The organism is Brevundimonas sp., assembly GCF_016463295.1.
Classification (GTDB): domain Bacteria; phylum Pseudomonadota; class Alphaproteobacteria; order Caulobacterales; family Caulobacteraceae; genus Brevundimonas.
Genome location: NZ_JAEMRO010000009.1, coordinates 1 through 12,561 on the forward strand (window position 1 = coordinate 1; position 12,561 = coordinate 12,561).

Genomic DNA, 12,561 nt, shown 5'->3' on the forward strand with positions numbered 1-12,561 from the left:
AGCACTGGCCATAGAAGGTACCGACGCGGTCGGCCTTGAACCAGGTTTCGTTGACGCGGCCCGGGATGGCGTCCGTTTTCAGACCGAAGGCCGGCAGGGCGAAGGCGTGGATGACGTCGGCGGCGGTGACCAGAACACGTACGGTCTTGCCGACTGGCACCACGATCGGCTCGTCGGCGGCCAGGCGGTAAAGGCCGTGATCCATCCCCCGCTGAGCGATCTCCTCTTCCGACAGCATGTTGGAAACGTATTCGGCGATGCCCTGGTCCGGATATTCGTAGGACCAGTTCCACTGATTGCCAGTCGCCTTCACCGTCAGGTCCGGCGTCGGCATGTTGTGATACGAGAACAGCAGGCGGAACGAGAACAAGGCGATGAACACCAGGATCAGCACAGGCAGCACCGTCCAGATCACCTCGACGAGCGTGTTGTGGCTCCAGCGTGCCGGCGTCGGATTAGCTTTTTTGTTGTAGCGGAACACGACCCACAGGATCAGGCCCAACACCAGCAGGGTAATGAAGGTGATGATCGGCATCAGGACGACGTCGTGGAAGAAGTGCGCTTCTTCCTTCAGTGGCGAAGCCGATGGCTGCAGGCCGATGCCACCCGGCGTCGGCTGACCCATCAGGTCCTGCGCCCAGGCCGGCGCAGCGGCAAAGATGGCCAGGCAGAGACCGGCGAAACCGCCGCCGATCAGACCCCGGGCCCGCGTGCCCATCCCCATACGAGACTTCCTCATAAAAACCGTTCTGCCGCAAACGTTTGCGAGTGAATCGCAAACAGTCGCCGCAAGCCCGAAAGCTCGCAGCGGTCGTTGCGCGGTCCATATCGCCCCGTCCCCCGCTTGCCAAGCGTCTGGACGCCGCATGCGAAATCCATGCGTCGATTAAATCGGTGTCATGTTTCGCATGCTACCTTGTGACGCCAGATACCTTGCGATACACCTTCTTCATCACAGGAGGACGCCACGGTGCCCGAAACCATTGAGATACAACTGAAGAAGGGGGTCCTGACGCTGTGCGTCCTGGCCCTGCTGAACCGACGCGAGAGCTACGCCTACGAGATTGCCGCCACCCTGTCCGACGCCATCGATATGGGCGAGGGCACCATCTATCCGCTGATGCGGCGCATGCAGTCCGAAGGCCAGGTCGAGACCTATCTGGTCGAATCGCCGTCCGGCCCGTCGCGCAAATACTATCGCCTGACCGAGGCGGGGCGCGCCGCGCTCGAACAACAGACCCGCGAATGGCACGCTTTCGTCCGGGCCGTGGAAGGCGTCATGAACGCCCCCGCCGCCCCCGAGGCCAGCGCCGTCGCCACCACCGATCAAGGGGAGCCGAAACAATGACACGCGAGGAATTCATGGGCCGTCTGCGGCGCGGACTGGTGGGCCTGCCCATCGCCGCGGCTCAGGACATCATCTCGGACTACGACAGCCATTTCCGTGACGGCGTCGCCGCCGGCCGGTCGGAGGCCGAAGTGGCCGCGGCCCTCGGCGATCCCGATCGTCTGGCCCGCGAGCTGCGCGCGGAATCCACCGCCCAGCGCTGGACCCAGGAACAGAACCCGTCGGCCGCGGTCGGGGCCATCTTCGGCCTGATCGGCCTGGGGGCTCTGGACATCCTGATCCTGCTGCCGATCGTCCTGCCAGTCTTCGGCACGGTACTGACGGTCCTGTTCATGGGCGTGTTCGTCTTCGTCGGCGGGGCCATCGCCCTGGTCGTCGGGCCTTTCCTGGGTGGACCGGGTGGAGCGTTTGCCGCCGTCCTGCTGGGCATCGGCATCATGGGGATCGGCATGTTCATGACGGGCCTCGGTGCTCTGCTGACCAAATGGCTGGTCGATGCCACCGTCTGGTACGCCCGCCTGCACTATCGCGTTCTGAAACCCGCCCTGGGGACATCCGCCCCCGCAACCTATCAAGTCTGAGGAGAGACCTTCATGATCCGCAATCTTCTCATCATCACCGGCGTGGGTTTTGTCCTGGCCGTGGTCGGTATCGGCGGGGCTGCGGCCCTGGGTGGTCGCGACCTGGCCGGTCCCGGCTGGACCTGGGTCATTACCGACGACGAGGCCGGCGACGAAAGCTTCCGCGTCGAACGCGGCGAGGTCTCGCCCCAGACGACCCGCACCATCGAATGGACCGGTACAGACACTCTGGCCATCGACCTGCCCGCCGACGTGACCTACGTCCAGGGCACCGAAGCCGGCATCTCGATCACCGGCCCGAGCACCGTCGTGGATCGCGTCCGCTTCACCGACGGCCGCCTGACCCTGCTGAACGGCGAGGAGGGCGAGCGGGCCTACATCCGCTGGAGCCGTACAGGCATCCAGGGCTGGAGCGAAACCGAGGCGCTGAAGATCACCGTCACCGCCCCCTCGGTCACCACCTTCGACGTGGCCGGATCCAGCGAACTGAGCGTGCGCGCCTATGATCAGCCCGCGCTCAACCTGACCCTGTCCGGCAACTCCGATGTCGATGTGCAGGGTCGCACCCAAATGGTCACCCTCGACATCTCCGGCGACGGCGATGCGGACCTGGAGGCGGTCGCCATGACCGACGCCACCGTCACCGTCAGCGGCAATGGCGACGCCCATCTGGGCCCGACCGGCCAGGCCACGGTCGATCTTTCCGGCAATGGCGACGTCACCCTGACCCGCCGGCCGGCCCGCCTGGAACAGACCATCAGCGGCAACGGTTCGCTGAATCAGGACTGAGCAGATTGCGACAAAGCCAGGAGGCCCCTACCTGCACGGGTGGGGGCCTTTTGTCCGCCCGGGGTGACGCCGCAATCGCGACACCCTATCTAGCCTGCATGACCCTGCATGTTTCCCCGCCCGCCCTTCTCGACAGCGTCGATGTCGCAGCCGACGAAGCTCTGTCGATCTTGCAGAGCGCTCTGGCCGGGGCCGACGACGGGGAGCTTTATTTCGAACGCTCTGAAAGCGAATCGCTGGTCTTCGACGACGGGCGACTGAAGTCGGCCGCCTATGACGCCTCCGAAGGATTCGGTCTGCGGGTCGTGGCGGGCGAGACTGCCGGCTATGCCCACGCCAACGAGGTCACCGGCCCGGCCCTGCGCCGCGCTGCCGACAGTGCAGCCCTGGCCAAGGCCGGACATGCCGCCATCGTCGGCGAAGGCCCCCGCGCCACCAATCAGAAGCTCTATGACGCCGTCGATCCCCTCGCCTCGCCCGCTTTTTCCGACAAGATCGCTCTGCTGGCCGAGATCGATGCCTGGGCCCGCGCCCGCGATCCGCGCGTCGTCCAGGTCTCGGCCAGCCTGACGGGCGAGCGTCGCCAGATCGAGATCCTGCGCGGCGACGGCCTGCGCATGCAGGATCTCCGTCCGCTGGTACGGCTGAACGTTTCCGTCACCGTCGAGCGCGACGGTCGCCGCGAAAGCGCGTCCTCAGGCGCAGGCGGCCGTGCCGGGTTCGAGACCTGGATCGCGCCCGATCGCTGGCAATGGCAGGTCGATGAAGCCTTACGGCAGGCCCTGATCAACCTGGACGCCGTCGACTGTCCAGCCGGCGAGATGGACGTCGTCCTGGGCGCAGGCTGGCCCGGCGTCCTGCTGCACGAAGCCATCGGCCACGGCTTCGAGGGCGACTTCCACCGCAAGGGCTCCTCCGTCTTCTCCGGCAAGATGGGCCAGCGGGTGGCGGCACCGGGCGTGACCGTCGTCGATGACGGATCCATCTCAGGCCGTCGCGGCTCCCTGACCATCGACGACGAGGGCACGCCGACGTCGCGTACCGTCCTGATCGAGGACGGCATCATGGTCGGGCTGATGCACGACCGGCTGTCGGCCCGTCAGCTGGGGGCCCAGGCGACCGGCAACGGTCGTCGCCAGTCCTTCGCCCACATGCCCATGCCGCGCATGACCAATACCTTCATGGAAGGGGGCAAGGACTCGAAGGCCGACATGATCGCCTCGACCAGGCGCGGTCTCTATGCCGCCAACTTCGGCGGCGGTCAGGTGGACATCACCAACGGCAAGTTCGTCTTCCAGTGCACCGAGGCCTATCTGATCGAGGACGGAAAGATCACCGCCCCGGTGCGCGGGGCGACCCTGATCGGCGACGGGGCCACGGCCCTGACCCACATCCAGATGATCGGCGACGACTTCGCCTTCGACCCCGGCGTCGGCGTCTGCGGCAAGGCCGGCCAGGGCGTCCCCGTCGGCATCGGCCAGCCCTCGCTCAAGATCGGCGGCCTGACCGTGGGCGGCACAGCGGTCTGACACGCGCAGCCGTGTCGGGCGGACGTGGCGCGAGCTGAGCACTAACCTCTAGCCATTGGCCGGTTTTCCGGTTTACGTCGCCGTCCGGAGAGGGACGACGACCATGACTGACACACCCGCGAGCGCACCCGTGAAGGGTGCCAAACGCATCGAACTGACCCTGCGCGCCCTGGTTCTGGGCTGTCTGCTGGCCGTCGTGTTCACCGCCGCCAACACCTATCTAGGCCTGAAGGTGGGGTTAACCTTCGCCTCGGCCATTCCGGCGGCGGTCATTTCGATGGCCATCCTGCGGATGTTCAAGACCTCGACCATCTGGGAAAACATGACCGTCCAGACCGTGGCCTCGGTCGGCGGGGCCATGAGCTCGATCATCTTCGTGCTACCGGGCCTGGTCATGGTCGGCTGGTGGCTGGAGTTTCCGTTCTGGGAATCAGTGCTGATCTGCGTCTTCGGCGGGGTGCTGGGCGTGACCTTCTCCATCCCGCTGCGCCGCGCGCTCGTCGTCGAGGCGGGCCTGCCCTACCCCGAGGGAGTCGCGGCGGCCGAGGTGCTGACCGTCGGCTCACGCGGGGCCGAACAGACCGAGAGCGCGGTGCGCGAGAATGCCGCCGGCCTGTGGGTTGTGGTGACCGGCGCGATCGTGTCGGCGGGCTATGCCCTGCTGGTCGCGGGGCGGGTTTTTGCCGGCGAGACGGCGCGGTTCCTCAAACTGCCGGCGGCGCTGGGTGGCGGAGCGACCGGCGTCGGCTTCGGCATGCAGTTCGCGCTTCTGGGGGCGGGCCATCTGATCGGGCTCAGCGTCGGGCTGGCGCAGCTGTTCGGTCTGATCCTGGCCTGGTGCGTCGCAGTGCCGATCCTGACCAGCCCGGACACCATCGCCTGGCTGACCGCCAACGGCATTCCGTCCATCGCCACGACCCTGCCGCCGGGTGCCCCGGCCGAAGAACTGGCCATGACCGTCTGGAGCCGCGAAGTGCGCTTCATGGGCGCGGGCGTCATCGGCGTGGCCGCCATCTGGACCCTGATCAAGCTGGCCGGACCGCTGATCGGCGGGCTGACCTCGGCGCTGGCGGCCAATCGCCGTCGTCAGGGCGGCGAGGTTCTGGACCGGACCGAGCAGGACATTCCGATCAACATTGTGGCCGGTCTGTCGGTCGCCTGCCTGATCGGCATCGGCTTCATCCTGGCCTTCTTCGCCCAGGGCAATCCGACGCTGGCGGGCTCGACCTGGCTGCTGGTCGGGGGCGGGCTGATCTATGTAATCCTGATCGGCTTCGCGGTCGCCGCCATCTGCGGCTACATGGCCGGGCTGATCGGGTCATCCAACAGCCCCGTGTCGGGGGTGGGCATCCTGGCCATCGTCATTGCATCGCTGCTGATGCTGGGCGTGCTGGCCATCGCCGGCCTGCCCGCCGATCCGTCGGTGGTGGCCTTCGCCCTGATCGTGACGGCCATCGTCTTTGCCGTGGCGGTCATCGCCAATGACAATCTTCAGGATCTGAAGACCGGCCAGCTGGTCGGGGCCACACCCTGGCGTCAGCAGGCGGCCCTGATCGTCGGCGTGATCGCGGGGGCCATCGTCATTCCACTGATCCTGAACCTCCTGAACGCGGCCTTCGGCTTCGAGGGCGGGCCCCGGGGTATCGCGGACGAGCCGCTGGCTGCTCCCCAGGCGACGCTGATCTCGGCCTTGGCGCGCGGCGTCATCGGCGGCGACCTGCGCTGGGACCTGATCGGGCTTGGTGCCGTGATCGGCGCGGTCATCATCGTGCTGGACATCGTCCTGAGCAGCGCCACCAAGGGCCGGATGAAGCTGCCGCCCCTGGCGGTCGGCATCGGCTTCTACCTGCCGGCTGCGGTGACGACGATGCTGGTCATCGGGGCGGTGTGCGGCTGGATCTACGACAAGGCGATCAAGACGACCCGCTTCGCCGACGTCGGTCGTCGCATGGGCGTGCTGCTGGCCAGCGGCCTGATCGTGGGCGAGAGCCTGTTCCTGGTCATGACCGCAGGCGTCATCGTCGGCACCGGCAATGACGCACCGTTCGCCATGATCCCCGAGGACTCGACCTGGCCCGCCATGATCGCCGGCTTGGTGGTCTTCGCCGGTCTGGCCTTTGCCCTCTATGCCTGGGTCCGCAGACAGTCGGCCAAGGTCTGAAGCCTTCAATCCGCCCCAACCGGGCTATAGGGTGGCTTTTCGGCGCGCGCTTCGGTAAGAGGCGCGCGCTTTCCCGCAATTATGCCCCTGCCCAGCGGCCCCTCCGTTCCGGCCGCCCATTCGTGATACTCAAATGAACCTGCGCAACGTCGCCATCATCGCCCACGTCGACCACGGCAAGACCACGCTGGTGGACCAGCTTCTGGCCCAGTCCGGCGTCTTCCGAGCCAATGAGGCGACGACCGAGCGCGCCATGGACTCCAACGATCAGGAGCGCGAGCGCGGCATCACCATCCTGGCCAAGGCCACATCGGTGCTGTGGAACGGCGAGGCGGGCGAGACCCGCATCAACATCATCGACACCCCCGGCCACGCCGACTTCGGCGGCGAGGTCGAGCGGATCCTCGGCATGGTGGACGGCTGCGTCATCCTGGTCGACGCCGAAGAGGGCGTCATGCCCCAGACCAAGTTCGTGCTGACCAAGGCGCTGAAGATGGGCCTGAAACCGATCCTGTGCATCAACAAGGTCGATCGCGCCCACGCCGATCCGGACCGCGTCCACAACGCCGCCTTCGACCTGTTCGCCGCCATCGGCGCGACGGACGAGCAGCTGGACTTCCCCCACATCTATGCCTCGGGCCGCGCCGGCTGGGCGACGCTGGACCTGAACCAGCCGTCCGACAATCTGGGCCCGCTGTTCGACCTGATCGTGCGCCACGTGCCGCCGCCCAAACAGGTCGAGAACAAGGACAAGCCGTTCCAGATCCTGAACGTCCTGATCGAAAGCGATCCCTTCCTGGGCCGCCTGTTGACAGGCCGTATCGAGAGCGGCAAGGCCTACCCTGGTCTGGCCATCAAGGCGCTGGATCGCGACGGCAAGACCATCGAACAGGGCCGGATCACCAAGGTGCTGGCCTTCCGCGGCCTGAAGCGCCAGCCGGTCGAAGAGGGCGCCGAGGCTGGTGACATCGTCGCCATCGCCGGCATGTCCAAGGCCACCGTGGCCGACACGCTTTGCGCCCTGGAAGTCACCGAGGCCCTGCCCGCACAACCGATCGATCCGCCCACCATCTCCATGACCGTCTCGGTCAACGACAGCCCCCTGGCCGGCCGCGAAGGCGACAAGGTCCAGTCGCGCGTGATCCGCGACCGCCTGCTGAAGGAGGCCGAGGCCAATGTCGCCATTCGCGTCACGGAGACGGGCGGCAAGGACGCCTTCGAAGTCGCCGGTCGCGGCGAACTGCAGCTGGGCGTGCTGATCGAGAACATGCGCCGCGAGGGCTTCGAACTCAGCATCTCGCGCCCGCGCGTGGTCTATCAGACCGGCGAGAACGGCGAGAAGCTGGAGCCGATCGAGGACGTCATGATCGACGTCGACGACGAATTCTCGGGCGTGGTCATCGAGAAGCTGTCGGCCCGCAAGGCCGAGATGACCGACATGGGCCCCTCGGGCGCCGGCAAGACCCGCATCAGCCTGAAGGCGCCGTCGCGCTCGCTGATCGGCTATCAGGGCGAGTTCCTGACCGACACGCGCGGTTCGGGCGTGCTGAACCGCGTGTTCAGCCACTATGAGCCGCACAAGGGCAAGATCGAAGGCCGTCTGAAGGGTGTGCTGATCTCCAACTCGGACGGCGAGACCGCCGCCTTCGCCCTGTGGAACCTCGAGGATCGTGGCGTGATGTTCGTCGGCGCCGGCGAAAAGACCTATCAGGGCATGATCATCGGCGAGAACGCGCGCTGGGACGACCTGGACGTCAATCCGATGAAGGCCAAGCAGCTGAACAACATCCGCGCCGCCGGCAAGGACGAGGCGGTACGCCTGACCCCGCCGCGCCGTCCTTCGCTGGAACAGGCCATCGCCTATATCGAGGAAGACGAACTGGTCGAGGTCACGCCCAAGTCGATCCGCCTGCGCAAACAGGTCCTGAACCCCAGCTTCCGCAAGAAGCGCTCGCGCGAAGACTAAGGCTGGTTACGACGTTTTCCCTCCCCCTCGGGGGGAGGGTGGTCGCATAGCGACCGGGTGGGGAGGGCTGAGGCAAGGCAGCACCTGCGCTTGTATCGCCGAGCCCCGCCCACCCGGCTTCGCCTGCGGCTCAGCCACCCTCCCTCGAAGAGGGAGGGAGAGGCAACGGCGCTCGCCCTATCTCTTCAATCCGAGCATTCCGCGCCAGCCACCGCTGGTCAGCAGGGCCACGTCCAGCAGGGCGAAGGCCAGCGGGGTGGAAGGCGGCGCAGCGATGAAGCGGGGCGTCCAGACCGGGCCGAACTTGGCCTTGAAGGCCCGCAAGCCCTGAAAGCCGTACAGGGCCCCGCCTTCCTCGAAGACCAGGGCTCCGACGCGAGCAAAAATCGGCGCGAGGCGACGATCCTCAAGCCCCGACAGCGGGGCCATGCCCAGATCGAAGGCGGCAAAACCTTCGCTTTTCGCCCACTGGATTGCGCGCACGAACAGATAGTCCATCACCCCGGGCGGTGCGTCCTCCACATGCCGCATCAGATCAACGGCGATGACTGGAGCCGGTCCGCGACCGGGCAGAAGGTTTGCGAAGGCAACGATCCGCCCGGCCTGCTGCACCACGGCGAGAGGCGTGCGATCAAGATAGCCGACGTCGAACCGGCCCAGCGAAAATGCCTTTTCGGCGCCCTCGTGCGCGGCCAGCCAGGCGTCCGACACGGCGCGGAGTTGACCCGCCAGCCCCGTCGCCGAACCCGGCGGCAGCAGCTCGAAACGGGCCCCTTCCCGCTCGGCCCGACTGACGGCGGTGCGCAGGTTCTGGCGCGCCTTGCCCTCCAGCGAGAAGGTGGCGAGGTCAATGACCGCGCTCTCTCCCACCTTGCGCACCGCCAGTCCCAGCGTCGCCAGATCGCCCAGCAGGCCCTCGCCCACGGAGTAGAAGACCGGCGCGCCGCCGTAGGCATCGGCCAGGGCGGCGAAGTCCCACAACAGTCCGACCCGCTCGTCCCGCCGACCGGTCGGCTCGCCCATGGCGATCCAGCGGCGACCGATGACGCGATAGGCCAGGACGCTGTCGCCGCTCGTGCTGAAGAACAAGGCCTTGTCGCCGAGGGTGGAAAGCCAGGCCTCGGGCGCGGCGTGATCCGCCCTCTCGATCAGCGCCGCCACGCGCGCGACGTCGGCAGCCGAGGCCGGACCATGACTGCGGGCACCGGGCGCGCTGATCAGGGAGCGACCCACGACCAGAACGGTCAGCAGCGCCACGGCCAGACCCCCGCGCAGAAAGCCCGACGCCTGGCGATCCGTCAGGAAGGTCCACCACAGCTCGTCCGAATAGGTCACGTCGCGATAGACGAAAAAGCCCAGCCACAGGGTCGCCGCCACGGCCACGACCAGCATCAACAGCCAGAAGGGTGACAGCGGCTCGTCCAGCCGCGAGCGACGATCGAAGGCCTTTCGGGCCGGGATCAGAAAGGCCGCGATCAAGGCCAGTTCGATCGCCTCTTCCCACTCCAGACCCTTCAGCAGGGAAAAGGCCACGCCCGCCAGCAGGACGATGACGGCCGCCCACCACGCCCCGCGACGGCGTCGCCAGAGGCCGGCCGACAGCAGGATCAGTGCAAATCCCGCCAGACTGGCCGCGAAATGGGACAGGTCGATCAGGAAAGGCGGCGCAACGCTGAGGAGCGCCTCCAGCCGCCCCCCGATCGCCGGTGTTGCTACCGAGCCCAGCAGGACCAGCCCTGCCAGAAAGCTGAGAATGGCAAAAACCTGTGGCGAGGCCTCGAACGCGAGAGCCCCCAGACGCCTGAACAGTCTCCAGCGAACGGGACGGGCCACAGTCATGGCCGACTTAGACCCGGAATCGGCCAAACCCGGCAAGGAAAAGGTCATTTCGGGGCGCACGAAACAATCCGCAATGATCCGTGTTTCTATGTCGTGGCGAGCCTCCTCCCGCTCGCGTAATCAAGGTGGATATCATGCGTAAGACCGCGCTTCTCTCTGGTGTCGCCGGCCTGCTTCTGATGAGCGCTCCCGCGTTCGCCCAGGACAGCACGGCCCCGCAGACGCCTCCCGCTCCCCCCGCCCCGGCGACCGCGCCGCAGGAGCCGATGGCCCCGGCCGCTCCGGCTCCCGCACCGGCTCAGCCGCAAACTCTGACTCTGACGCCCGGCGCACCCGTAGCTGGTGTCGACGGCACGCCGCTGGGCACCCTTGAAGGCGCTCGGTCCACGCCTGCCGGTCAGGAACTGACCGTCCGCGGCAGCGACGGCCAACTGCGTGGCGTGCCCGTCTCGGGTGGCGTCGAGCAGAATGGATCCGGCGTGACCGTCGGCTGGAATGCCGAACAGTTCCGCGCCGCTCCGGCGATCGAAGGCGCTGCCCCGGCAGCATCCGAGACCGCACCGCCGGCCCCGACGTCGGAGCCGATGACGCCTCCGGCCGCCAGCGAGCCCACGCTGCCGACCGAGCCTACCGACCCGGCTTCGCCGCCGACTACGGATGGTGACGACGATACGACGTCTCCCGAGTAAGTTCGTCTCGTTGACATGAAGAGGGCGGTCCTTCGGGGCCGCCCTTTTTGCTGTCCGATGCACATCCGTCCGCGAGGCAAACACCGCTCCTCTAGATCGAAAGCTCGCGAGCGCAAAGATCCGAGCAGCTTCGGGTCCGGCCTCAACGACTGCCTTTCGTCGCAAGACGTCTTGGCGGAGGGCGCTGATTGCAACTGGCTGAGCCAATGACATTTGACTGTCCGAGCACAAAAAAAGGCGGCTCCGGTTCGAGCCGCCTTCTTCTAGTTTACTGATCCAAAGATCAGGCGCGGCGCTTGACCAGGCCCAGCAGGAACAGCAGCAGGCAGGCACCCAGGAACGCGACGATCAAGGTGACGATGTTGAAGCCACCGATGTCGACCCCAAGGAAGGTGCCCGAAATCCAGCCACCCAGAATAGCACCGACGATGCCGACGATCAGGTTGGTGATCAGGCCGTGGCTACGACCCATGACCTTTTCAGCCAGCCAGCCGGCGACGATGCCGATGATGATCCATCCAATGATACCCATAATGTAGTCCCTCTCTTCCAAAGCGAAGCTCGCGCAGTAAATGCGCCTGCGACAATCAGGTTGCGTGGGTGCCCAAACTCCACCGTCTGCCAGCTCAGATTTTCACTGCATTCCCTCTGCGCGCGAGCCCGGCATGTCCCTTGCGCCGTGACAGGCGAGTTGTCCCGCATCGGGACAGTTGCAGGGAATGGGCACATGGCTACGGACATCGATCTTCATCTCGGCCGCCGTCTTCGTCGTCGGCGTCGCCTGCTGGGCCTGACCCAGCAACAGCTGGCTCATCAGGTCGGCATCCGCTTTCAGCAGATCCAGAAATACGAGTGCGGGGCCAACCGCATCTCCGCCGCCCGCCTGTGGCAACTGGCCGAGGCGCTGGAATCGCCGGTGAGCTATTTCTACGACGGTCTGGAAGAGGCGATGGAACGGGGAGGCAGCGCCGGTCAGGGCGGCGAGATGTTTTCCCGCAAGGAAACCCTCGACCTGATCCAGGCCTATTATCAACTGGACGAGCGTCCTCGCCGTCGCCTGCTGGACCTGGCAAAATCGCTCCACGATGGCGAGGCCGCGTAAGGCCGCCGATCTAACGTTGCGACATTTTCCTGCATACTGTGTCTCCGCAACGCTTGCGGATTACGGCGAAAAGTGGGCAAGCGTCTGCAACCTCTGATCGACCGGACGCCATGGACGCCTCGACCCTCCCTCCCGTGCTGGACAGCGCCGAGTTCCAGGCGTTCGCCACCGGCTTTCCGACCATGATCGCTCATCTGGCGGTGACACTGGGGCTGATGCTGGGTGGCGCGCTGGTCTATGTCTGGATGACGCCGTGGAAAGAAGTGGCCCTGATTCGTCAGGGCAATGCCGCCGCAGCGCTGGCCTTGGCCGGGGTGCTGGTCGGCCTGGCCATTCCGCTGGCGGTCAGCCTGAACGTCTCGACCTCGGTGCGCGACATCCTGATCTGGGGCGTGGCAACGGTGGCGCTGCAACTGCTGGCCTTCCGGCTGGTCGACATGCTGCTGACGGGTCTGCCGCAGCGCATCCGCCAGGGCGAGATCGCCGCCGCCATCCTGCTGGTCGGGGCCAAGCTGTCGACAGCGCTGATCCTCGCGGCCGCCCTGACGGGCTGAGGC

The 12,561-nt window shown here is 66.5% G+C and carries 12 protein-coding genes; 9 read left to right on the plus strand and 3 right to left on the minus strand.

Features of this window, described 5'->3' with window-relative positions:
- A partial coding sequence (coxB, locus tag JHC81_RS04140) for a cytochrome c oxidase subunit II (RefSeq protein WP_292171183.1) occupies positions 1-724 on the minus strand: 724 nt, incomplete at its 3' end.
- Positions 725-970: 246 nt separating this feature from the next.
- Here coxB and JHC81_RS04145 point away from each other — a divergent pair.
- From JHC81_RS04145 to typA, 6 genes are all read left to right on the plus strand, one after another.
- Entirely contained in the window at positions 971-1,348 is a 378-nt protein-coding gene (locus tag JHC81_RS04145) for a PadR family transcriptional regulator (protein WP_292171032.1), read from the plus strand.
- Positions 1,345-1,929: a DUF1700 domain-containing protein gene (locus JHC81_RS04150; protein ID WP_292171035.1), complete on the plus strand. Its 585-nt coding sequence runs from the start codon at positions 1,345-1,347 to the stop codon at positions 1,927-1,929. Before JHC81_RS04145 ends, JHC81_RS04150 begins: the two co-directional genes overlap by 4 nt.
- A 12-nt stretch (positions 1,930-1,941) precedes the next feature.
- Positions 1,942-2,718 (plus strand): DUF2807 domain-containing protein, encoded by a 777-nt coding sequence (locus JHC81_RS04155; RefSeq protein WP_292171038.1) that lies wholly within the window; start codon positions 1,942-1,944, stop codon positions 2,716-2,718.
- A gap of 98 nt (positions 2,719-2,816) precedes the next feature.
- Complete coding sequence (gene tldD / locus JHC81_RS04160; RefSeq protein ID WP_292171039.1) at positions 2,817-4,247, plus strand: metalloprotease TldD; 1,431 nt, start codon at positions 2,817-2,819, stop codon at positions 4,245-4,247.
- 103 nt (positions 4,248-4,350) lie between these two features.
- On the plus strand, positions 4,351-6,408 hold the full coding sequence (locus JHC81_RS04165) for an oligopeptide transporter, OPT family (protein ID WP_292171042.1): 2,058 nt from the start codon (positions 4,351-4,353) through the stop codon (positions 6,406-6,408).
- Positions 6,409-6,541: 133 nt separating this feature from the next.
- Positions 6,542-8,374 (plus strand): translational GTPase TypA, encoded by a 1,833-nt coding sequence (typA, locus tag JHC81_RS04170; RefSeq protein ID WP_292171044.1) that lies wholly within the window; start codon positions 6,542-6,544, stop codon positions 8,372-8,374.
- A gap of 177 nt (positions 8,375-8,551) precedes the next feature.
- On the opposite strand, the gene JHC81_RS04175 is transcribed toward typA, so the two are convergent.
- Complete coding sequence (locus tag JHC81_RS04175) at positions 8,552-10,213, minus strand: phosphatidylglycerol lysyltransferase domain-containing protein (protein WP_292171047.1); 1,662 nt, start codon at positions 10,211-10,213, stop codon at positions 8,552-8,554.
- A 134-nt stretch (positions 10,214-10,347) separates the two neighbouring features.
- Here JHC81_RS04175 and JHC81_RS04180 point away from each other — a divergent pair, with 134 nt between their 5' ends.
- The gene (locus tag JHC81_RS04180) at positions 10,348-10,902 is read left to right on the plus strand and encodes a superoxide dismutase (RefSeq protein WP_292171050.1); all 555 of its coding nucleotides are present in this window, start codon (positions 10,348-10,350) and stop codon (positions 10,900-10,902) included.
- 283 nt (positions 10,903-11,185) lie between these two features.
- Here the strand turns inward: JHC81_RS04180 and JHC81_RS04185 are convergent, their stop codons facing one another.
- On the minus strand, positions 11,186-11,434 hold the full coding sequence (locus JHC81_RS04185) for a GlsB/YeaQ/YmgE family stress response membrane protein (RefSeq protein ID WP_292171054.1): 249 nt from the start codon (positions 11,432-11,434) through the stop codon (positions 11,186-11,188).
- A 195-nt stretch (positions 11,435-11,629) separates the two neighbouring features.
- Here JHC81_RS04185 and JHC81_RS04190 point away from each other — a divergent pair, with 195 nt between their 5' ends.
- Together JHC81_RS04190 and JHC81_RS04195 are read left to right on the plus strand one after the other, a co-directional pair.
- On the plus strand, positions 11,630-12,004 hold the full coding sequence (locus JHC81_RS04190) for a helix-turn-helix domain-containing protein (protein WP_292171057.1): 375 nt from the start codon (positions 11,630-11,632) through the stop codon (positions 12,002-12,004).
- Between the two features lie 110 nt (positions 12,005-12,114).
- Complete coding sequence (locus tag JHC81_RS04195) at positions 12,115-12,558, plus strand: DUF350 domain-containing protein (protein WP_292171060.1); 444 nt, start codon at positions 12,115-12,117, stop codon at positions 12,556-12,558.
- Positions 12,559-12,561 lie beyond the last annotated feature (3 nt).